This window comes from Enemella dayhoffiae (genome assembly GCF_002250625.1).
In the GTDB taxonomy this organism is placed as follows: domain Bacteria; phylum Actinomycetota; class Actinomycetes; order Propionibacteriales; family Propionibacteriaceae; genus Enemella; species Enemella dayhoffiae.
On record NZ_NMVQ01000023.1, the window covers coordinates 252,741 to 274,027 of the forward strand.

Below are 21,287 nucleotides of genomic sequence, written 5' to 3' on the forward strand. Positions count from 1 at the left end.
GGTGACCGCAGTACGGCGAGTCCTGCCCGCGATCAGTGAGCGCACCCCATGGGTGTTCTCCCGGCTGCTGTATCTGGGCGCGATCCTGCAGGTGGTGCTCCTGCTGTTCTCCCACGTGCCGTGGGTACGCCGGGTGGTGGGGATCTATTCGTCGTTCTTCTTCGACGTCTCCGGGGCCTCGCTCGGCTATGCGGCGTTCATGGTGCTGTTGGGTGCCGGGGTGTCGCTGCGCAAGCGGATCGCCTGGGTCATCCTCACCGTGCTGCTCGTGCTGCAGGGCCTGGTCAACATCCTGCTGGTGATCGCGCTGAGCCTCGACGAGTCGCCGCACGAGCCCGGCTATGCGCGGATCTTCGCCCAGGCCAGCACCGCCTCGGTGGCCACGGTCCTCTATCTGGTCTGGCTCTTCCTGACCCGCAGGCAGTTCCCGGCGCGCAGCCCGCGGGGCAACATCTTCAAGGCGTTCCTGGTGCTGCTCGCCGGGCTCACCGTCACCGCCGCGGTCGGCGCGATCCTGGTGGTCACCGTGCCCGCCAACACCCGTCGCCCGATGCCGCGCTTCGAGTGGCTGCTGCACCAGCTGCTGAACGACTCCGCCGGGCCGGTGCTCGGCATGCCGCGCTGGGTCGCCGCGCTGCTCGGCTTCCTGCAGGTGGTCAGCCTGCTGTCGGCGTTCTGGGTGCTGCTGCGCTCCCAGATGAGCGCCGTCGCGCACAGCGCCGACGACGAGCCGCTGATCCGGGCGCTGGTCGCCGAATCCCCCGACGACTCCCTCGCCTATTTCGCCACCCGCCGCGACAAGGCGTGGTGCTTCTCCCCGGACGGCAGCGCCGCGGTCTCCTATCGGGTGGTCCTCGGCTGCTGCCTGGCCGCCTCCGACCCGATCGGCCCTCGCAACCGCTGGCCCGCGGCGATCAAGGCGTGGCAGAAGACCGCGCGCGAATACGGCTGGACCCCGGCGGTCGTCGGCGCCTCCGAGGCCGGCGCCCAGGCGTACGCCGAGCACGCCGGCCTGCGCGTGATGCGGCTCGGCGACGAGGCCGTGCTGGAGGCGCGCACCTTCCACCTGGACAACCCCGAGCTGCGCGCCGTCCGGCAGGCCGCCGAGCGTCTGCAGCGCTCCGGCTATCGGGTGCGGATCCGCCAGCACGACGCCATCGACGACTCCGAGCTCGACCAGCTGGTCGCCCTCTCCGACAAGTGGCGCGACACCGAGACCGAGCGCGGCTTCTCGATGGCGCTCGGCCGGCTCGGCGATCCGCTGGACGGCGACTGCCTGATGGTCGAGGCGCTGTTCCCCGCCGGCGAGGAGCGCGGCGGCACCGAGGTGGCCGGCCTGCTCTCCTTCGTGCCGTGGGGTCGCGACGGCTATTCGCTGGACGTGATGCGGCGCAACCCCGAGGCCGACAACGGGGTGAACGAGCTGATGGTGGCGGAGCTGATGGGATCGGGCGTCCGCCGGGTCTCGCTCAACTTCGCGGTGTTCCGCTCCGCCTTCGAGGAGGGCGCGCAGCTGGGTGCCGGACCGCTGGTACGCCTGTGGCGCCGGCTGCTGCTGCTCGCCTCGCGCTGGTGGCAGATCGAATCGCTCTATCGCGCCAACGTGAAATACCGCCCCGACTGGGTGCCGCGCTTCCTCTGCTTCGTCGACGGCGGTGACGTCGCCCTGGTCGGCGTCGCCTCCGGGGTCGCCGAGGGTTTCCTCGACCTGCCCGACTTCATCGTCGGCCGGCCCACGCTGGCTCCGGCTCCCACCCTGGAGGCGGTGCGGGTGCTCCAACCCCCGCCACCCGAACAGGTCGACCGGCGCCCCGAACAGCTGCGGGTGCGCGCCGCCAAGCGCGACCGGATGCTCGCCGAGGGGGTCGACCCCTATCCGCCGTCGTTCCAGCCCTCGACCAGCTGCGCCGAGGCGACGGGGGAGTGCACCGTCGCCGGCCGGGTGCTGCGGCTGCGCGACCACGGCAGCGTACTGTTCTGCGACCTGCAGGACTGGTCCGGTGAGCTGCAGGTGTTGTTCTCCGCCGACGCCGTGGCGGACCTTCCCAGGCTGGCGCGCGACCTCGACCTCGGTGACCACCTGGGGGTCACCGGGGTGATCGGGGAGTCCCGCACCGGCACCCGCTCGCTGCTGGGGACCGGCTGGCAGTTGACCGCGAAGTCGTTGCGGCCGCTGCCGGACAAGCGCGGCGGGTTGTCCGATCCCGAGGCGCGGGTCCGCCAGCGCTACCTCGAACTGACCATCAACCGGTCGGCCGCGCGGCGGCTGCGGACGCGGTCGGAGGCGATCTCGGCGGTCCGGCGTACGCTGCTGGAACGCGGTTATCTGGAGGTCGAGACCCCGATCCTGCAGACCATCCACGGCGGTGCGAACGCCCGACCGTTCCGCACCCACATCAAGGCCTACGACCTGGACCTCTATCTGCGGATCGCGCCGGAGCTGTACCTGAAGCGGCTGATGGTCGGCGGGGTGGACCGGGTGTTCGAGCTGGGCCGCAATTTCCGCAACGAGGGCGCCGACGCCACCCACAACCCCGAGTTCACGATGCTCGAGGCCTATCAGTCCTACGCCGACTACACCACGATGCGGCACCTGACCACCGACCTGATCCTGGCGGCCGTGCAGGCGGGCACCGGAGGTAGCGTGCTGCACGGGCTCGATCACACCGGTGAGCGGCACGAGGTGGACCTGGCCGAGCCGTGGCCAGTGGTGACGGTGAACGACGCGATCTCGGCGGCCTGCGGGGAGCACGTCACCGCCGACACCGGCCGCGAGGAGCTGGCCGCGCTGGCCCGACGCCTGGATATCGAGATCGACGCCCGCTGGCCCCGCGGTAACGTGCTGCTGGAGTTGTACGAGCACCTGGTCGAGGATCGGACGGTGCGGCCGACCTTCTATTGCGACTTCCCGGCCGACGTGTCGCCGCTGACCCGCCAGCACCGCGAGGACGATCGGCTGGCCGAACGCTGGGACCTGGTCGCCTTCGGAGCCGAGATCGGCACGGCGTACTCCGAACTGGTCGACCCGGTGCTGCAGCGTCAGCGGCTCACCGAGCAGTCGTTGCAGGCCGCCGGCGGTGACCCCGAGGCGATGGAACTGGACGAGGACTTCCTGGTGGCGCTGGAGCACGGGATGCCGCCCAGCGGTGGGCTGGGGATGGGGATCGATAGATTGGTGATGATGATCACCGCGACTTCGATCCGCGATGCCATCACCTTCCCCCTGGTCCGCCCCCGTCGTCTGGACCGGCGCTGATGGCCGCCACCGTGGCGCAGGTGAGCGACTTCGGCGGCCGGCCGATCCGCTGGCGGGAGAACCCCGGGGCCGGCCCGGCGGTGGTCCTGGTGAACGGTTGCGGCCTCGCCTCCGAGCACTGGTCCGAGGTGGTCCGGTTGCTGCCGGGCCGCCAGGTGGTGCGGTTCGATCGGCCCGGTATGGGTGGCACTCGGTGGCCGGAAACCCTCCCCACCCTCGCCGAGGAGGTGGCCAGTCTCGCCGAGCTGATCGCCGCGGTGGGGGCTCCCGCACTGCTGGTGGCGCACTCGATGGCCGCCTTCCATGCGGAGGCGCTGGCGCGGGTGCACCCGGAGCTGGCGGCGGGGCTGGTGCTCGTCGACGGGTCGGTGGAGTTTCTGACTCGGGCGCCTCGGCAGCGTGGGCCTGCGCTGGCTCTGGGCGTACGCCGGTTGGCCGCCGCACTGCCGGCCTTGCACCTGGGCACCTTGGTGCATCGGGTGGGTGCCACCTGGCAGAGCTACCAGCGCAACCTCGGTCACGACTGGGACGACCGCTTTTCCCAGTTCTACGACGATCCCGACGCGGTGGCGATGGGAGCGGCCGAATCGGTGGCCTACTGGCAACAGGCGTGGGATCTGCTGCAGCTGCGCGCGGAACGACCCCTGCCGGAGATTCCGGTGCTGGTGCTCACCGCCGCCGATCCGGGCGGGGAGCGGGACTGGTTGTCGCGGCAGCGTCGGCTGGCGCGCCTGCTCGAGGGCCGGCATCTGGTCGTCGAGCACTCCCGGCACCTGATGATGATCGACCGCCCCGACGCGATCAGCGACGCGGTCGAGGCGCTGCTGCGCTGAGCCTGTCGCAGTTCCCTGAGCCCGTCGAAGTTCCCTGAGCCTGTCGCAGTTCCCTGAGCCTGTCGAAGGGGGGGCGACCTCAGCCGCGGAGCAGGATGATCAGCAGGGTGCAGGTGCCCAGCAGCAGCACGCTGCCGCCCAACAGCAGCACCGAGCGGGCGGCGGGCTGCAGCGACTCCTCCCGGATCCCGCGGACCCGGCGCCGGTAGCGCCGCCGCCCGGTCATCGAGGTGACCAACGCGACCACCCCGACGATGCCGAGCACCGGCAGCACGACGGGTCCGAAATGCCCGACGAAGCGCAGGTGCAACAGCCCGACCAGCACCAGCGCCATCCCGGTTCGGCTCCACGCGAAGTTGGTCCGTTCGGGCTGCAGCCCGGGATCCTGGTGCAGCTGGACGGTCACGGTTCAGCGCCCGCCGGCGATCAGGAACAGCAGCACCGCCGCGGCCAGGGCAACCCCCACGCCGAGCACCGGGACCAGGGTCGGCACCGGCAGTGGCCGCGACTCCCGCATCGCCCGCTCCACCCGCACCCAGCGGATGATCGCCGCCCCGGCCATCACCAGCCCGACCACCACCAGCATCAGCGAGGCCGCGCGGCGCAGGCCCGGATGGAACAGGTTTGCGGCGAACGCCTCCAGTGCGACACCGCCGCCGAGCAGGGCCAGTGAGGTGCGGATCCAGGCAAGAAAGGTGCGCTCGTTGGCCAGGGTGAACCGGGCATCCGGCTCCTTGCCGCCGGGCAGCAGTCGACGCGCCAGCGCGGAGCGTTCGTCTGGGGTCGGCACCGGGCCAGTCTGCCGCATCTTCGGGAGGGCGTCGCGTGGGCTATGCTGTACGCCGCACGCGGATGTAGCTCAATGGTAGAGCCCCAGTCTTCCAAACTGGCTACGCGGGTTCGATTCCCGTCATCCGCTCGGTGAGGCAGGGCGCGGTTTCCGTGCCCTGCCTCTTACTCTCCGCCCCCTCCGCTCACGCTCATCGGTCAATTGTCCTGCGTCCCCAATTGGGTGCGCGTGAAACAGGGCGATAAGCGTGAGCAGGGCCAGCGGATTGGATGTGACCGGTTCAGCGACTAGCCTTCCAGCGAGTCGGTGTGGCGGGGGAAGTGGAGAAATGCCTCAGTTTCTGAAGAACCGTGTGGTCCAGGTCGTCCTGGGGTTGTTGGTCGTCGCTCTGGTCGTGGTGGGGTCGATCTTCGCCTTCGGTCCGAAGTCGACCACCGCCGAGCCCGCGGCCGACCAGACCTTCGCCGCGCCGTCGGAAACCGCGACCGAGACGCCCACGCCCAGCGAGTCGCCCACGCCGACACCCGCCCCCGCACCGAGCAGCGCCGCAGCGCCGCCTCCGGCCAGCCGAACCCCGGCCGGAAACCAGTCGTGCACCAACACCGACGAGCAGATCGACGACCCGAAGAAGCTGACCGTCGAGCGGATCGGGGTGAACTCCCCGATGATGACCGTGGGCAAGGACTCCGACGGCAACCCCGGCGCCCCGCCGAAGAACCAGGCGAACACCACCGCCTGGTACAACGGCAGCCCCGAGGTCGGCTCGGACAAGGGCAACGTCATCCTGACCATTCACACCTACCACGCCGGTGGCGCCCTCGGTAACCAGCTCTACAGCGACAAGGGCCTCAAGGACGGCGACATCATCAAGATCTCCGATGGCGCCGGCAAGCAGGTCTGCTACCGCTACACCCGCAACACCAAGGTGTGGGTGAAGACCTACGATCCCGCCTCGGGCGTCTTCTTCAACCCCACCGGCCCGGCCCAGCTCGCCATCATGATCTGCTGGGACTACGACAAGTCCCGTGACGACTGGGATTCCCGGATCATCTTCTATGCCCCACGCATCCCCAAGGGCGCCTGAGCCGGTCACCGGTTCGAATCCGGTTGCCGAGTTCGGCGGTCGGGCGGCTACACTTGCCGCGTTCGCCGCAAGGCGTACGCCGGGGCGTAGCGTAGTGGCTAGCGCGCCTGCTTTGGGAGCAGGAGATCGCAGGTTCGAGTCCTGTCGCCCCGACCGCAGTGGCCGTTGGAAGAAGACCGTCGGTGCACCGGTACGCCGCAGCGAGTTTGAACAGGCTGCGCCGGTGGGGGCTAGGATTGCCCAGGTGTGCCCGCGGGCACCGCGAGCAACCTCCCGCATGTGCGGGCCTAACGAGAACTCACCAGGAGTAGACCTTGCCAAGCACCGTTGAGCAGCTGAGCCCGTCCCGGGTCAAGATCACCGTTGAGGTGCCCTTCGCCGAGCTGAAGCCCGCACTCGACCAGGCGTACCGGGACATCGCCGGCCAGGTGAACATCCCGGGCTTCCGGGCCGGCAAGGTGCCGCCGATGGTGATCGACCAGCGGTTCGGCCGCGGCGTGGTGCTGCAGGAGGCGATCAACAAGGCGCTGCCCGAGCTCTATGGCAAGGCGGTCACCGAGAACAACCTGAACCCCCTGGGTGAGCCGGAGGTCGAGGTGACCAAGCTCGAGGACAACGAGCTGGTGGAGTTCACCGCCGAGCTCGACGTACGCCCCGAGTTCGACGTCCCGGACTTCGATTCGATCACCGTCGAGGTGGACAAGCCGGAGACCGACGAGGACGCGGTGGATCAGCAGTTGGAGATGCTGCGCGAGCGCTTCGCCACCACCATCGACGTCGACCGCGCCGCCGCCGAGGGCGACGTGGTCACCCTCGACCTTGCCGGCTCCAAGAATGGTGAGGAACTTCCGGAGGCGACCGCCGAGGGCATCACCTACAAGCTCGGCTCCGGTGGCATGCTGGACGGACTGGACGAGGCCGTCACCGGTCTGTCGGCCGGGGACGAGACCAGCTTCACCTCCGAGCTGGTCGGTGGCCCGCTGCGCGGGGAGCAGGCCGACATCAAGGTCACCGTGCAGAAGGTGCAGCAGCAGGAGCTGCCCGAGATCGACGACGAGTTCGCCCAGCTGGTCTCGGAGTTCGACACCGTCGACGAGATGAAGGCCGACCTGGCCGAGAACGTGACCCGGATGGGCCGTCTGGAGCAGGCCGGCGCCGCCCGCGACAAGGTGCTCGAGGCCGTCATCGCCAAGGTGGACCTGGAGCTGCCGGAGAAGCTGGTCGAGGCGGAGGTGCAGGCCCGGCACGAGCAGATCAACGGCCAGCTGGCGCAGGCCGGGCTGACCCTGGATCAATACCTCGAGGACGGCGACACCGACCAGACCGCCGAGGAGTTCTGGGCCGAGGTCGACACCCGCTCCCGGGACGCCCTCAAGGCCCAGCTGGTCCTGGACAAGGTGGCCGACGACCGTGAGGTCGGGGTCGATCAGAACGACCTGACCCAGCACATCATCCGCAAGGCCCAGCAGAGCGGGACCTCCCCCGAGCAGGAGGCCCAGCACATGATGGAGCACAATCACATGGCCGAGTGGATGACCGAGATCCGCCGCGGCAAGGCGCTGGCGCTGATGGTCGAGTCGGCCACAGTCACCGACACCGACGGCAACGACCTCAACCTGAAGAACCTGCGCGGCGACGGCACCTACGCCGATCCCGAGGCCGAGGATGCCGAGTCCGCCGGCAGCGAGGACGAGGACGAGTCCGCGGAGACCCCGAACGAGGCCGAGTCCAAGTCCTGAGTCCCGGCGTACGCCTCAGCGGCCCGCACCCTCCCGGGTGCGGGCCGCTGCGTCTGTTTTGACAGGGCAGACTGGGAATGCAGGGGGCGCCTCCCGTTCAACCCACCCATGGCGCGAGCCCTGACCGGGGATCAGCCCAGCTCGCGTACCCCGTCCATCACCTGCTCGGCGAAGCTGGTCAGGAAGCGGCTCTGGTCGTGGCCGGGGCCGTGCAGCACCAGGTGGTTGAACCCCAGCTCGGTATAGAAGCGAATCCCGTCGATCGCCTGCTCGGGGGTGGAGGCGACGATCCAGCGCCTGGCCACCTGCTCGATCGGCAGCGCGTCGGCGGCCTGCTCCATCTGGATCGGGTCGGTGATGTCGTGCTTCTGCTCCTTGGACAGCGACAGCGGCGCCCAGAACCGGCAATTCTCCAACGCTCGTTCGGGATCCGGGTCATAGGACAGCTTGATCTCGATCATCTTGTCGATGCTGTCGAAGTCGCGTTTGTTCAGCTCGGCCCCCTCGCGCACCGCCGGCAGCAGCTGATCGCGATAGAGCTCCTCGCCCTTGCCGGAGGTGCAGATGAACCCGTCGCCCTGACGTCCGGCGTATTTCGCCACGGTCGGCCCGCCGGCGGCGATGTAGACCGCGATCGGCTCGTCGGGCCGGTCATAGACCATGGCGTCCACGGTCCGGTAGTAGTCGCCCTCGAAGGTGACCTGGTCCTCGGTCCAGAGCTGGCGCATCAGGCGTACGCTCTCGCGGAGCCGAGCGAACCGCTCCTTGAAGTCGGGCCAGCCCTGCTGACCGACGGCGATCTCGTTCAACGCCTCGCCCGTGCCGACCCCGAGCATCACCCGCCCCGGATAGAGACACCCCATGGTGGCGAACAGCTGCGCCAACACGGCCGGGTTGTAGCGGAAGGTGGGGGTGAGCACCGAGGTGCCGAGCAGCACCCGCTCGGTGCGCGCACCCACGTGGCTCAACCAGGCAAGGGAATTCGGGGCGTGGCCGCCCTTGTGCCGCCACGGCTGGAAGTGATCCGAGATGGTCACCGAGTCGAAGCCGAGCTGCTCGGCCTGCACCGCGAAGTCCGCCAGTTCGCGCGGCGCGAACTGCTCGGCCGACGCCTTGTACCCGATCTTGATCATCGCTTCCCCTCGTCGTCGCCTGTTCTCCCGCTCACCCTAGGCGTACGCCCCAGCGGTTCAGCGGGTGGTGGCCGGTTCCCGCACCGCCGGATCCGGTTCGGCCACCGCCGGGGTACGCCCCGAACGCTCATGCCACGCCAGCGCCACCACCGTGGCCAGCACGACCACGAATCCGACCCACTGGGTGGGGGCGAGGCGGGCGTGCTGGATCAGCACGCCGACCGCGGCCGCGGTGAGCGGGAACGCAAGCTCGGCCAGGGTGGCCCGGGAGGCGGCGGTGCTGCGCAGCCCGAAATAATAGAGCACCAGCGCCAGCAACCCCGGGACCAGCGCCAGCGACAGCAGCCGGGGCCAGGTGGCCAGCGGCAGAGTGAGCGGGGACCCGGTGCCCAGCGCCACCACCAGCAGGGTGAGCATGCCGAAGAGAAAGCGCAGGGCCGTGACGTGGAAGAACTTCAGTTCGCTGCTGACCATCCGGCCCAGCACCGTGCCGAGGGCCCACATCGCCGCCGACCCGACGCCGAGCAGAGCCGGCACCAGCGCCTTCACCCCGACCGCCAACGGGTTGGGGAAGGCGAGCAGCCACGCCCCGGCCAGGGCCGGCAGCACGAACAGCCAGAATCGCGGCCGCATCCGCTCCCCGAGCAGCAGCGCGGCCAGCGTGATCGCGATCAGCGGCTGCAGCTTCTGCAGCACCTGCGGGGTGACCGGGTCGCCGAACCGGAAGGCGAGGGTGAACAGCACGGTGGCCAGGGCTGAGGAACCGGCCCCGATCACCACGGTGGCGACCTTCGTCCGCGTCCCGGCGCGCCACCAGGCGCGCAGGGCGCCGATCAGCAGTGGGCTGGTCAGCAGCACCAGCAGCACGTGCTCACCGAGCACGATGGAGACCGAGGGGAACTCCTTCGACAGCGGCGCGCGGAGCAGCCCTGAGAAGCCCCACAGCGAGGCGGCGAGGGCGACCAGCCAGGTGCGGTCGCGGATGACGGAACTCACCGTGCGAGTCTGCTGCGCTCCAGCCCTCGCGACAAGCGCAAGTTTGTCAGTCGAGCCATGCGTACCACGCATGGAGTGTCCTAGGCTGGGGGCCGTGGACCTGGTGCAGCTGCGGACCTTCGCCGAGGTGGCCCGCCTCGGCTCGATCTCGGCGACGGCGGCCTCGCTCGGCTATTCCCAGTCGGCGGTCTCCCGACAGTTGCAGGCGCTCGAGACCGACCTGTCCGCGGCGTTGCTGCACCGCGGCGCCCGCGGGGTACGCCTCAGCGCCGCCGGTGCGGCGCTGCTGCCGCACGCCCAGGACATGCTGCGCAGCGCCGAACTGGCCCGCGCCGAGGTCGCCGAGGCCGAGCCCGAGGGCGTACGCCTGCGGATCGGCTGCATCCCCTCGGCCACCCCGGCCCTGCTCGCACCGGCCCTGGCCGGGGTGGAGACCAGCGCGAGCGATCTGACCGTCACCGTCCGGCAGGCGCCGGGCCGGGTGCTGATCGCCGCGGTGGCCGCCCGTGAGCTGGACGCCGCGGTGGTGATGGGCTCGGGGGCCGACCGCCCCGGCCTGCTCCGCGAGCCGCTGGCCACCGACGAGCTGCGGGTGGTGCTGCCCGCCGGACACCCGCTGGCCGGGCGTACCCGGATCGAACTGGCCCAACTGGCCGAGGCCACCTGGATCGAGGGGGAGGGGCGTTCCGAACGGATCCTGGTCGAGGCGGCGGCCCAGTCCGGTTTCGTGCCCACCCGGGTACGCCGAGCCCCCGACCACGCGGCCAAGCTCGGCTACGTGGCCGCCGGGCTGGGCGTGGCGCTGGTGCCCGGGCTGCTGTGTGCCGCGCTGCCGCCCGGCCTGGTCGCGGTCCAGCTGGCCGCCGCCCCGGGCCGAGAGCTGGCCTGGCTGACCCGGCGTGACCACCCGGGCGGTCCCCAGCTGGAGCTGCTGCGGCGCGTGCTGGGCGAGGTGGCGGACCGATTGCAGCCGGCGCCGGACGCCCGGCAGGCCTGACCCCACCCGGTGCGCCCACAGCGAACATGCGCCGGGATCGCTCAGGTTTGCCGGTGCCGACGGGTAGCGTCGGGCTCGTGAACAACATCCCAGTGAATCCGTCGACCATTCGGGCGGCCGCCAGTGGCGGGGGTCCGAGCATGACCGACAACGTCTATCAGTCCCTGCTGGCCAACCGGATCATCTTCCTGGGCTCCGAGGTCCGCGACGACAACGCCAACGCGATCTGCGCGCAGATGCTGCTGCTGAACGCCGAGGACCCCGAGAAGGACATCTACCTCTACATCAACTCCCCGGGCGGCTCGGTCGACTCCGGCATGGCGATCTTCGACACCATGCAGTGGATCTCCAACGACGTCGCCACCGTGGCCATGGGCCTGGCCGCCTCGATGGGCCAGTTCCTGCTGTCTGCCGGCACCCCCGGCAAGCGGTACGCCCTGCCGCACAGCCGGATCATGATGCACCAGCCCTCCGGTGGTCTCGGCGGCACCGCCTCCGACATCCGGATCCAGGCCGAGCAGTCGCTGCACATCAAGAAGGTGATGGCCGAGCTGATCGCCCAGCACACCGGGCAGTCGGTGGAGCAGATCAACGCCGACTCCGATCGCGACCGCTGGTTCACCGCCTCGCAGGCGCTGGAATACGGCTTCATCGACCACGTCTATGAGAAGGCGTCCCAGATCAGCGGCGACGACGCCCCCAACCAGTGACACCGAGGGAGGAACCCATGAACTACGAGAACCTCGCCCGGTTCAACTCCGAGCAGGCACAGAAGGTGCAGGCCCGCGGCGGTGTACGCCCCAGCGGCATGGCTCCGGCACAGCCGGGCGCCAACCACTACATCCCGCAGTGGGAGGAGCGCACCTCCTACGGCTTCCGACGGGTCGACCCGTTCGCCAAGCTGTTCGAGGACCGGATCATCTTCCTGGGCGACCCGGTCAGCGACGATCTGGCCAACGCGATCATGGCCGAGCTGCTCTGCCTGCAGTCGATGGACCCGGATCGTCCGATCAGCATGTACATCAACTCTCCCGGTGGCTCGTTCACCGCGATGACGGCGATCTACGACACGATGCGCTACATCAAGCCCGACATCCAGACGATCTGCCTGGGCATGGCGGCGTCGGCGGCCGCGGTGCTGCTGGCGGCCGGCACCAAGGGCAAGCGGCTGGCGCTGCCCAACTCCACGATCCTGATCCACCAGCCGTCGATGGGGCAGGGCACCTATGGCCAGTCCTCCGACCTGGAGATCCAGGCCAACGAGATCCTGCGCATCCGCTCGCTGATGGAGCAGATGCTGGCCGACGCCACCGGTCAGCCGGTGGAGCAGATCAGCTCCGACGTCGACCGGGACAAGTACCTCACCGCCGAGCAGGCGAAGGAATACGGGATCATCGACGACGTGCTGCTCTCGCTCAAGGACGCCTGAGCAGGCGTACGCCGCAGCGGCCCCGCACCCGACCAGGGTGCGGGGCCGTGCCGTGTGCGGCGCCGTCCACCCGGCGGATCCTTTCGCACCCCAACCCCTCCCCGTCGGCCCACGCGCGGCCCAGCGTCACAGTATGAGACATGAGACCGGGTCGATGGACGGCGTTGCTCGTGGGGGCCGTGGGCGCGGTGCTGATCGGCGTCGGCACCCTGTCCGCCCAGGCCGGGCCGCGCGCCCCGAAGCCGGTCTTCGGACCGCCCGGGCACCACGCCGACCCGGGGGTCGTCGCCACCGACGACGGCTATCGCGCCTATCTGACCGCCGGGGTGAGGACGAGGTGCCCGGCCAGCCGCAGGGCTCCTCGGGGGTGATCCACCCGTCGCCGGTGCAGACCGACCAGGGCCGATTCCTGCTCTACAAGACAAACCGGGCTCCCGGGACGATCCGGTTGATCGCGATGGACGACGCCGGCCTGCACGTCAAGGGCCGCAGCCGCGAACTGGTCCGGCACTCCGACAGCATCGAGAACCCGACCATCGTGCAGCGCGGCAAGCAGTTCGTGCTGTTCGCCTCCGCGAACTGGTGGGACCAGTGCCGCTACCGTGTGGCGGCGCAGCAACGACATCTGGTCGTTCGCCGACAAGCACGAGCACGTGCTCACCGAGCAGCGGAACACCGGGATCTGCGGCCCCGGTGGGGCCGACGTGATGCCCGGACTGGGCGGGCAGGACCATCTGCTGCTGCACGGCTGGGTCTGCTCGGCCTCCAACGACCCGTGCAAGGGCCCCGGGGTGGTCACCGACAAGAACCGGCGCCGGGTGTTGTACGCCGCCCGGCTGGGGTGGGGTGCGGACGGGGCGACCCCGCAGCTGAAGGGCTGGATCGAACCGGGTGATGACGCGCCCGGGCCGAAGCCGACTCCCAGGCCGACCCCGCCGCCGACCCCGCGTACGCCGAAGGCCACCGCCAGCCCGAAGGCGACCGCGAGCCCGAAGGCCACGCCTGGCCCGAAGGAAACTACCGGCCCGAAGCAGACGCCTCGGGTCACGCCGCAGCCGACCCCGCCGCCCTCGGGCGGTCCCAGCGCGCCCGTGACGCCCCGGGTGACGCCGCAGCCGACCTCGCCGCCCAGCGAACCGCCCGCCACGGAACCGGGGGAGACCGAGCCGGGGGAGACCGAGCCGGGGGAGACCCGGGCCGGTGCCGATGAAAAGGCCCCGGGTAGCGGTGCCGTGGAGCATACGCCGCCGGAGAGCACCGGCGGACTGGCCGCCACCGGCGACGGCGCAATGCGCTGACAGCGAACATGCCCCGAGCAGGTCTCGGGTTTGTCAGTCCCGGCGGGTAGCGTCTGTGCCACCCCACAACAGTTCGTCCACCGGCTCCATTTCCACCGGGAGCCTGACCGGGGCCGGGTTAGGGTGGGGCACACGTCGCACGAAGGGTTGGAGAAATGGCACGCATCGGTGAGAGCGGCGACCTGCTCAAGTGCAATTTCTGCGGCAAGAGTCAGAAGCAGGTCAAGAAGTTGATCGCCGGTCCCGGCGTCTACATCTGTGACGAGTGCATCGACCTGTGCAACGAGATCATCGAGGAGGAGTTCTCCGAGGGCTCCGACGTCGGTCTGCTCGACGAACTGCCCAAGCCCCGCCAGATCCGCGAATTCCTGGACGCCTACGTGATCGGGCAGTCCGCCGCGAAGAAGGCGCTGGCGGTGGCGGTCTACAACCACTACAAGCGTGTCCAGGCCCAGGCGGCCACCCCGGCCCGGCGGGCCGCCGAGGACGACGGGGTGGAGCTCGGCAAGTCCAACATCCTGCTGATCGGCCCGACCGGCTGCGGCAAGACCTACCTGGCCCAGACGCTGGCGAAGATGCTGAACGTGCCCTTCGCGATGGCCGACGCGACGGCGCTGACCGAGGCGGGTTACGTCGGTGAGGACGTCGAGAACATCCTGCTCAAGCTGATCCAGGCCGCCGACTTCGATGTGAAGAAGGCCGAGACCGGCATCATCTACATCGACGAGATCGACAAGGTCGCCCGCAAGAGCGAGAACCCGTCGATCACCCGCGACGTGTCCGGTGAGGGCGTGCAGCAGGCGCTGCTGAAGATCCTTGAGGGCACCACCGCATCGGTCCCGCCGCAGGGTGGGCGCAAGCATCCGCACCAGGACTTCATTCAGATCGACACCACGAACGTGCTGTTCATCGTCGGCGGGGCGTTCGCCGGGCTGGACCACATCATCGACTCCCGGATCGGCAAGCGGCCGATCGGGTTCAACAACGACGCCGAGGCCCGCCAGCCCGAGTCCGACGATCCGTTCGCCGCGGTCCGCCCCGAAGACCTGGTCAAGTACGGCCTGATCCCGGAGTTCATCGGTCGGCTGCCGATGATCTCCACGGTCACCCCGCTGGACCGCGAGGCGCTGATCCGGATCCTGATCGAGCCGCGGAACGCGCTGATCAAGCAGTTCCGCAAGCTGTTCGAGCTCGACGGGGTCGACCTGGAGTTCACCCCCGAGGCGATCGAGGCCGTGGCCGACCTGGCGCTCGCCCGGGGCACCGGCGCCCGCGGCCTGCGCGCCATCCTCGAGGAGGTGCTGCTCAACGTGATGTATGACGTGCCCTCCGCCGAGGACGTCGCCCAGGTAGTGATCACCGGCGAGGTGGTCACCGACTCGGTGCTGCCAACCCTCGTGCCGCGCGCGGAGTTCAGCAAACGGGAGCGCCGCGAGAAGAGCGCCTGACCCTTCGACACGCTCAGGGACTTTCGACACGCTCAGGGACCTTCGACACGCTCAGGGGCCTTCGCTTGACACGCACGACCGACCGCGTCCTGATCGAGACCAAATCGCGATCCCATCGTGTTTACCGACGTATACATTTTGGGCCAATATGGGCAGGCCCTCCAACGGTGGGGGGCAAGAAGGGAAGCCCATGAGTGAGCACGCGCTGGACCACCGGGTCAGTTCGGACGCCCGGCAGGTCCGGAAGGTGGCGGTGGCCAGCAGCTTCGGCACCGGCATCGAGCTGTACGACTTCCTGATCTTCGGGCTCGCCGCCGGTCTGGTCTTCCCCAAGCTGTTCTTCCCGCAGTCCGACCCGCTGGTGGGCGTACTGCTGTCCTTCCTCACCTTCGGTGTCGGCTTCGTGCCGCGGCCGCTCGGCGGGCTCGTCTTCGGACACTTCGGCGACCGGGTCTCCCGGCGGCTGATGCTGGTGATCTGCCTGGTCGCCACCGGCATCTGCACCGTCGCGATGGGCCTGCTGCCGACCTATCAGACCGTCGGCCCGGTGGCCCCGGTGCTGCTGGTCGCCCTGCGTACGCTCCAGGGATTCTTCATGGGCGGTGAGCAGTCCGGCGCCTTCCTGATGGTCACCGAGCACGCCCCGGTCGGCAAGAAGGCGTTCTTTGGCGCCGCCGCCACCGCCGGCTCGCCGATGGGCTCGGTGCTCGGCATCCTCGCCTTCCAGATCACCGCCGCCGCGACCGGTCCGGCGTTCACCGACTGGGGCTGGCGGATCCCGTTCCTCGCCTCGGCGATCCTGATCATCCTGGGCGTCTATGTCCGCCTCGGACTGGAGGAGAGCCCGGTGTTCACCGAGCTCAAGCAGGAGGTCAAGGCCACCCCGCGGGTGCCGCTCGGGGCCGCCTTCGCCAAGGCCGGACCGATGATGATCGCCGGCGTGCTGGTCAACCTCGGCTTCAACCTGTTCGTGTTCGTGATCATCACCTTCACCAACGCCTACGGCACCACGGTCCTCAAGATGGACCGCAACGTCTTCCTGATGGCCGGCCTCTTCGCCTCACTCGGACAGTTGGTGTTCTGCTTCGTCGCCGCAAAGCTGGCCGACCGGGTCGGGCTCAACAAGGTGATGCTCGGCGGCGCGATCTTCCAGGTGCTGTGGGCCTTCCCGTATTTCCTGCTGCTGAACACGAAACAGCCGGGCATGGTCTATCTGGCGATGATCGTCGGCATGTCCGGGCTGGCGTTCATCTTCGGGCCGATGGCGGCGTACTATTCCAGCCTCTTCGCCCCCTCGCACCGCTATTCCGGCGTCGCGCTCTCCTACAACCTGGGCGCGGTGCTGGGTGGTGGCCTGTCGTCGTTCATCGCCACCGCGCTGCTGCGCCAGTTCGGCAGCAGCACCCCGATCTCGCTCTATGTGATGCTCGGCGGTCTGCTCTCGGCGCTGGGCATCTTCATCTCCCTGAAGCGGGTGCACAGCCACTTCCCGCGGCTTACCAACCCCGATCAGGACCACGCCACGCTGCGCTGAGGCGTACACCCTCAGACGGTGAGGGCGACCTTGATCGCCCGGCGTTCGTCCATCGCCTTGTACGCCTCGGCGACCTCGGCCAGCGGCATCGTCACGTCGAACACCCGGCCCGGGTCGATGGTGCCGGCCCGCACCAGCTCGATCAGCTCGGGCAGATATTCCCGGACCGGGGCCATCCCGCCGCGCAGGCCGATGTTGCGGCGAAAGAACGGTTCGAGCTCGACCTTCACCCCGACGGGTACGCCGACGAAGCCGACGATGCTGCCGGGTCGGGCGGTCGCGCAGGCCTGCAGCAGGGCCTGCTCGGTGCCGACGCACTCCAGCACCGCGTCGGCGCCGCGGCCGTCGGTGAGCTCGCGCACCCTGTCGGCGAACTCTTCACCGCGTTCGGTCAGCACGTCGGTGGCCCCGAAGTCGCGCGCGAGGGCCGAGCGGTCGGCGTACCGGCTGGAGATGATGATGCGCTCGGCGCCCAGCTGCTTGGCGGCGATCACCCCGCACAGCCCGACCGCGCCGTCGCCGACCACGGCCACGGTCTGGCCCGGGCCCACGTTGGCCATCTTGGCGGCGTGCCAGCCGGTGCCCATCACATCGGAGCAGGCGAGCAGGGAGGGGATCAGCTCCGGCGCGGGGTCGGCGACCGTGACCAGGGTGCCGTCGGCCTGCGGGACACGCAGCGACTCGGCCTGGCAGCCATCGGCGAACATCTGCACAGTGCGACAGGCCGACTGGAATCCGGCCCGGCAGTTGTCGCATTTGTTGCAGCAGGAGAAGAACGGGCCGACCACGAAGTCACCGACCTTGACCTGCGTCACCCGGTCGCCGACCTCGCTGACCACGCCGCAGAACTCGTGCCCGATCCGCTGCGGCGCCTTGAACTGGCGCCGGCCGCGATAGTTGTGCAGGTCGGACCCGCAGACGCAGCTGAGTGAAAGCCGCACCACCGCGTCGGTGGGCTCCACGATCCTCGGGTCCTCGACCTCGGCCACCGAGATGTCACCGGGTCCGTTCAACAGGGTTGCGCGCATTGCCCCATTCTTGCACCCACCACCCGCTCCCCGCGGGTTGGGACTGGCCGTGACGTCTGACCTGCAGTCTCCAAAACTGTCCATGATCAAACCCAGTGGGACTGGGTTTCACCGACCCTGTCCCTGGAGACTGCAGGTCAGACGTCACCAACAGAGAGCGGCCCGAGCAGCCTCAGCGCTTGGCTGGCGGCTCACCCAGCTCAGCGGTCACGCCGATATGCTCGCCTTCGGCCAAGGTGATCTCGCCGGTGATCCGGCCCACGGCGCGCAGGTCGGTCTCGGCGGCCCGCAGCCGGGTCAGCGACTCGGCGGGGGCGGTGATCGTGGCCGCCAGGATCGGGGTCTTCATGCTCACCTTGGCGTTCGACTTGGTACCCCGGATCTCGATCAACGCGGCGGCGACGTCATCGACCAGGGCCGAGTCGCCGGCGGGCAGTTCGTCGACACCCGGCCAGTCGGCGTGGTGGATCGACCCCTCCTGCCACCAGCTCCACACCTCCTCGGTGACGAACGGCAGGAACGGTGCGAGCAGCCGCAGTTGTACGCCGAGAGCCTGCTGCAGGGCGGCGCGCGTCGACGCGGTGCCGGCCGGATCGGCGTTCTCCACGCCGTACGCGCGCTCCTTCACCAGCTCCAGGTAGTCGTCGCAGAAGGACCAGAAGAAGGTCTCGGCGGTCTCCAGCGCACTGGTGTAGTCGAACCGGTCGAAGGCGTCGGTGGCCTGCTGCACCACCTCGCGCAGCCGCGCCAGCTGGGCCAGGTCGACGGCCTCGGTGGGCTCACCGTCGGCGGGGCCCATGCCGAGGACGAACTTGGAGGCGTTCAGCACCTTCATCGCCAGCCGCCGACCGACCTTCATCTGCGACTCGTCGAACGGGGAGTCCAGCCCCGGTCGCGCCATCGCCGCGCGCCAGCGGACCGCGTCCGAGCCGTACTTCTCCAGGATCTCGCTGGGCACCACCGTGTTGCCCTTGGACTTGGACATCTTCTTGCGGTCCGGGTCGACCACGAAGCCGGAGATGGTGGCCCGCGCCCACGGCACGCAGTCGAACTCGAAGTGCGAACGAACCACCCGCGAGAACAGCCAGGTGCGGATGATGTCGTGCGCCTGCGGGGCCAGGTCCATCGGGAAGGTGAGCCGGAACAGCTCCTCATCGCGGGTCCAGCCGGTGGTCACCTGCGGGCTGAGCGAACTGGTCGCCCAGGTGTCCATCACGTCCGGGTCGCCGATGAACCCGCCGGGCACCCCGCGCTGGTCCTCGGCGTAGGTGGGCGGGCAGTCCGAGGACGGGTCGACCGGCAGGGTGTCCTCGGCGGCGAGGATCGGGTGCTCGTAGTCGGGCTGACCCTCGTCGTCCAGGGCGTACCAGACCGGGAACGGGACGCCGAAGAACCGTTGCCGCGAGATCAGCCAGTCACCGTTGAGCCCGTTCACCCAGTTGCTGTAGCGGTGCTTCATGTGCTCGGGCACCCAGACAATCTCTTCGCCGCGGCGCAGCAGGGCGGCCTTGAGGTCGTCGTCGCGGCCGCCGTTGCGGATGTACCACTGCCGGGTGGAGACGATCTCCAGCGGCTTGTCGCCCTTCTCATAGAAGTTCGCCATCCGCTGGGTCGGCTTCGGCTCCCCGTCGAGGTCGCCGGAGTCGCGCAGCATCGCGACCATTGCCTCGCGGGCGGAGAAGGTGGTCTTGCCGGCCAGTTCGGCGTACGCCTCGGCGTTGGCGATCCAGTCGGGGGTGTCGCGCAGCAGCCGGCCGTCCCGGCCGATCACGGTGCGGGTGGGCAGCCGCAGCTCGCGCCACCACTGCACGTCGGTCAGGTCGCCGAAGGTGCAGCACATGGCGATACCGGCGCCCTTGTCCTTCTCCGCACCCGGGTGGGCGAGCACCGGGATCTCCACCCCGAACACCGGCGAAGTGACGCTCTGGCCGAACAGCGGCTGATAGCGCTCGTCGTCGGGGTGCGCGATCAGGGCGACGACCGCCGGGATCAGCTCGGGGCGTGTTGTTTCGATGTGCACTGGGCCGTCAGCGCCGTGGAAGGCGACGCGGTGGTAGTGCCCGGGATAGTCGCGGGCCTCCAGCTCGGCCTGGGCGACGGCGGTCTGGAAGGTGACGTCCCACAGGGTGGGGGCTTCGGACAGGTACGCCTCCCCGCGGCTGTGGTTGTGCAGGAAAGCCTTCTGGGCAACGGATTGCGAGTCGTCGGAGATGGTCTCATAGAGGGTGCTCCAGTCGACCGAGAGGCCGACCTGGCGCCACAGCGCCTCGAACACCTGCTCGTCGACCGCGGTCAGTTCGTGGCACAGCTCGACGAAGTTGCGACGGCTGATGGGCAGCTGGCGCTTCGGGTCGGGCTTGGCCGGCGGGGTGAACTCGGGGTCGTAGGGGACCGACGGGTCGCAGCGCACCCCGTAGTAGTTCTGCACCCGGCGTTCGGTGGGCAGACCGTTGTCGTCCCAGCCGATGGGATAGAACACGTGCTTGCCGCGCATCCGCTGATAGCGGGCGACCAGATCGGTGTGGGTGTAGGAGAACACGTGACCCACGTGCAGCGACCCGGACACCGTCGGCGGGGGAGTGTCGATCGAGAACACCTCGTCGCGCGACTCGGGCCGGACGAAGGCGTAGGTGTCCTGCTCGGCCCATGCCCGCGACCACTTGTCCTCCAGACCCTCCAGGGCCGGCTTGTCGGGGACGCGGGTGGTCAGCTCGGGCTCAGCAGTCATGCGCTGAATCCTATTGAGCCGCGCCGTGCGGCGCACATCGAGGGAGGAGTCAGAGTCGGTTCTGGGCGGTGTTCCGATGAGTGAGCGAAGCTGCCCGGAGAGCGGGGTTCTCCGGGCAGCTTCGGGTGGGTCAGGCTTGAGGTGGGTCAGTCGTTGGCGAGCCTGCACCGCACTGGGTCTGATGGGGCCTCGCTCACTCAGATCGATCGGCTCCGTTGGCCTTCTGCTTGCGGGCCTGCTTCCAAGAACTCCAGAACGCGGCGCCGACGATCAGCGCCAAGGACACCCACAGGGCATACTTGTCGACCAGCAGCACCAGGTCGACGGCGGCCTGACCAGCCGAATAGCCGAGTCCGGCGACCACCCCGACGATCACGGCGGTGCTCAGCACGTTGAGCGCGATGAACCAGCCGAGCCGCAGCTTCTGCCAGCCGGCGAAGGCGTACGCCATGGCCGCCGGGATGCCGGGCAGCACCGCCAGGCAGACCGCCAGCGGGCCCACCCAGCGCGGCAGCTGCTCCGCCTTGTCGATCCGGGCCCGGGCGCGATCGTTGGGCGCGAACATCCGCACGACGCGCCCGCCCCAGCGGCGTCCCATCAACCAGAACAGCCAGTCGAACTTGGCCGCCCCGACCACCCCGGCGACGATCACCAGCCACAACGGCGCCTGGCCGATCCTGGCGAACGCCGCACCGGCTCCAACGGCGGCCTTGGAGCCGGTGACGAACTCCAGCAGGATCGGGTGGTTGGCGATCAGGAACGGCTTCACCGGCAGCATCGCCAGATAGAACCCGGTGATCGCGAACATCGACCCCAACAACACCTTGTCCCCGCGTGAGGGCTTGCCCTCCCAGGGCAGCGCGTCACGCCAGGTGGGCGCCTGCGGCTTGTCGGCCGCGGCGTCGTTCGTACCGGCGGTCCCGGTGACGGTCACATCGTTCTGCTCGGTGTTCGTCATGTCCCCAGTCTCGCCGCCGTTCGGGCGAGGACCCCC

The 21,287-nt window shown here is 69.4% G+C and carries 18 protein-coding genes and 2 tRNA genes; 13 read left to right on the forward strand and 7 right to left on the reverse strand.

Annotated elements, in window-relative coordinates:
- Window position 1 precedes the first annotated feature (1 nt).
- Together lysX and CGZ93_RS12140 are read left to right on the forward strand one after the other, a co-directional pair.
- Window positions 2-3,256 carry a bifunctional lysylphosphatidylglycerol synthetase/lysine--tRNA ligase LysX gene (gene lysX / locus CGZ93_RS12135; RefSeq protein ID WP_229117403.1) on the forward strand — a complete coding sequence of 1,085 codons (3,255 nt, stop codon included), beginning with the start codon at window positions 2-4 and terminating at the stop codon, window positions 3,254-3,256.
- Complete coding sequence (locus tag CGZ93_RS12140; protein ID WP_094364387.1) at window positions 3,256-4,089, forward strand: alpha/beta fold hydrolase; 834 nt, start codon at window positions 3,256-3,258, stop codon at window positions 4,087-4,089. Before lysX ends, CGZ93_RS12140 begins: the two co-directional genes overlap by 1 nt.
- A 79-nt stretch (window positions 4,090-4,168) precedes the next feature.
- On the opposite strand, the gene CGZ93_RS12145 is transcribed toward CGZ93_RS12140, so the two are convergent.
- Window positions 4,169-4,495 carry a DUF202 domain-containing protein gene (locus tag CGZ93_RS12145; protein WP_094364389.1) on the reverse strand — a complete coding sequence of 109 codons (327 nt, stop codon included), beginning with the start codon at window positions 4,493-4,495 and terminating at the stop codon, window positions 4,169-4,171.
- Window positions 4,496-4,498: 3 nt separating this feature from the next.
- Window positions 4,499-4,879 (reverse strand): YidH family protein, encoded by a 381-nt coding sequence (locus tag CGZ93_RS12150; RefSeq protein ID WP_229117404.1) that lies wholly within the window; start codon window positions 4,877-4,879, stop codon window positions 4,499-4,501.
- 58 nt (window positions 4,880-4,937) lie between these two features.
- Between CGZ93_RS12150 and CGZ93_RS12155 the strand changes: the two genes are divergently transcribed.
- The 4 genes from CGZ93_RS12155 (at window position 4,938) to tig (ending at window position 7,702) form a co-directional block, all read left to right on the forward strand.
- Window positions 4,938-5,008: transfer RNA gene (locus CGZ93_RS12155), tRNA-Gly, on the forward strand.
- Between the two features lie 199 nt (window positions 5,009-5,207).
- Window positions 5,208-5,963 (forward strand): class F sortase, encoded by a 756-nt coding sequence (locus CGZ93_RS19495; RefSeq protein WP_171196907.1) that lies wholly within the window; start codon window positions 5,208-5,210, stop codon window positions 5,961-5,963.
- 80 nt (window positions 5,964-6,043) lie between these two features.
- Window positions 6,044-6,116, forward strand: a tRNA-Pro gene (locus tag CGZ93_RS12165).
- Between the two features lie 161 nt (window positions 6,117-6,277).
- Window positions 6,278-7,702 carry a trigger factor gene (tig, locus tag CGZ93_RS12170; protein ID WP_094364392.1) on the forward strand — a complete coding sequence of 475 codons (1,425 nt, stop codon included), beginning with the start codon at window positions 6,278-6,280 and terminating at the stop codon, window positions 7,700-7,702.
- A 131-nt stretch (window positions 7,703-7,833) separates the two neighbouring features.
- On the opposite strand, the gene fgd is transcribed toward tig, so the two are convergent.
- Together fgd and CGZ93_RS12180 are read right to left on the reverse strand one after the other, a co-directional pair.
- Complete coding sequence (fgd, locus tag CGZ93_RS12175) at window positions 7,834-8,835, reverse strand: glucose-6-phosphate dehydrogenase (coenzyme-F420) (RefSeq protein ID WP_094364394.1); 1,002 nt, start codon at window positions 8,833-8,835, stop codon at window positions 7,834-7,836.
- 57 nt (window positions 8,836-8,892) lie between these two features.
- The gene (locus CGZ93_RS12180) at window positions 8,893-9,831 is read right to left on the reverse strand and encodes a DMT family transporter (RefSeq protein WP_229117405.1); all 939 of its coding nucleotides are present in this window, start codon (window positions 9,829-9,831) and stop codon (window positions 8,893-8,895) included.
- Window positions 9,832-9,925: 94 nt separating this feature from the next.
- Here CGZ93_RS12180 and CGZ93_RS12185 point away from each other — a divergent pair, with 94 nt between their 5' ends.
- From CGZ93_RS12185 to CGZ93_RS12215, 7 genes are all read left to right on the forward strand, one after another.
- Window positions 9,926-10,828: a LysR family transcriptional regulator gene (locus tag CGZ93_RS12185; protein ID WP_176451745.1), complete on the forward strand. Its 903-nt coding sequence runs from the start codon at window positions 9,926-9,928 to the stop codon at window positions 10,826-10,828.
- 140 nt (window positions 10,829-10,968) lie between these two features.
- Entirely contained in the window at window positions 10,969-11,538 is a 570-nt protein-coding gene (locus CGZ93_RS12190; protein ID WP_094364504.1) for an ATP-dependent Clp protease proteolytic subunit, read from the forward strand.
- A gap of 17 nt (window positions 11,539-11,555) precedes the next feature.
- The gene (locus tag CGZ93_RS12195) at window positions 11,556-12,257 is read left to right on the forward strand and encodes an ATP-dependent Clp protease proteolytic subunit (protein ID WP_094364398.1); all 702 of its coding nucleotides are present in this window, start codon (window positions 11,556-11,558) and stop codon (window positions 12,255-12,257) included.
- Window positions 12,258-12,397: 140 nt separating this feature from the next.
- The gene (locus CGZ93_RS12200) at window positions 12,398-12,628 is read left to right on the forward strand and encodes a hypothetical protein (protein ID WP_141211196.1); all 231 of its coding nucleotides are present in this window, start codon (window positions 12,398-12,400) and stop codon (window positions 12,626-12,628) included.
- Between the two features lie 231 nt (window positions 12,629-12,859).
- Window positions 12,860-13,555, forward strand: a complete 696-nt coding sequence (locus CGZ93_RS18450; RefSeq protein WP_141211197.1) for a glycoside hydrolase family protein — start codon at window positions 12,860-12,862, stop codon at window positions 13,553-13,555.
- 155 nt (window positions 13,556-13,710) lie between these two features.
- Complete coding sequence (gene clpX / locus CGZ93_RS12210) at window positions 13,711-15,003, forward strand: ATP-dependent Clp protease ATP-binding subunit ClpX (protein WP_094364402.1); 1,293 nt, start codon at window positions 13,711-13,713, stop codon at window positions 15,001-15,003.
- Between the two features lie 190 nt (window positions 15,004-15,193).
- Entirely contained in the window at window positions 15,194-16,537 is a 1,344-nt protein-coding gene (locus CGZ93_RS12215) for an MFS transporter (protein WP_094364403.1), read from the forward strand.
- Between the two features lie 11 nt (window positions 16,538-16,548).
- On the opposite strand, the gene CGZ93_RS12220 is transcribed toward CGZ93_RS12215, so the two are convergent.
- The 3 genes from CGZ93_RS12220 to CGZ93_RS12230 all read right to left on the reverse strand — a co-directional run bounded on the left by CGZ93_RS12220 (window position 16,549) and on the right by CGZ93_RS12230 (window position 21,251).
- The gene (locus tag CGZ93_RS12220) at window positions 16,549-17,565 is read right to left on the reverse strand and encodes a zinc-binding dehydrogenase (RefSeq protein WP_094364404.1); all 1,017 of its coding nucleotides are present in this window, start codon (window positions 17,563-17,565) and stop codon (window positions 16,549-16,551) included.
- A 172-nt stretch (window positions 17,566-17,737) separates the two neighbouring features.
- Window positions 17,738-20,293 (reverse strand): valine--tRNA ligase, encoded by a 2,556-nt coding sequence (gene valS, locus CGZ93_RS12225; RefSeq protein WP_094364406.1) that lies wholly within the window; start codon window positions 20,291-20,293, stop codon window positions 17,738-17,740.
- Between the two features lie 193 nt (window positions 20,294-20,486).
- A complete protein-coding gene (locus CGZ93_RS12230; RefSeq protein WP_094364408.1) occupies window positions 20,487-21,251 on the reverse strand; it encodes a DedA family protein in 765 nt (254 codons plus the stop codon).
- Window positions 21,252-21,287 lie beyond the last annotated feature (36 nt).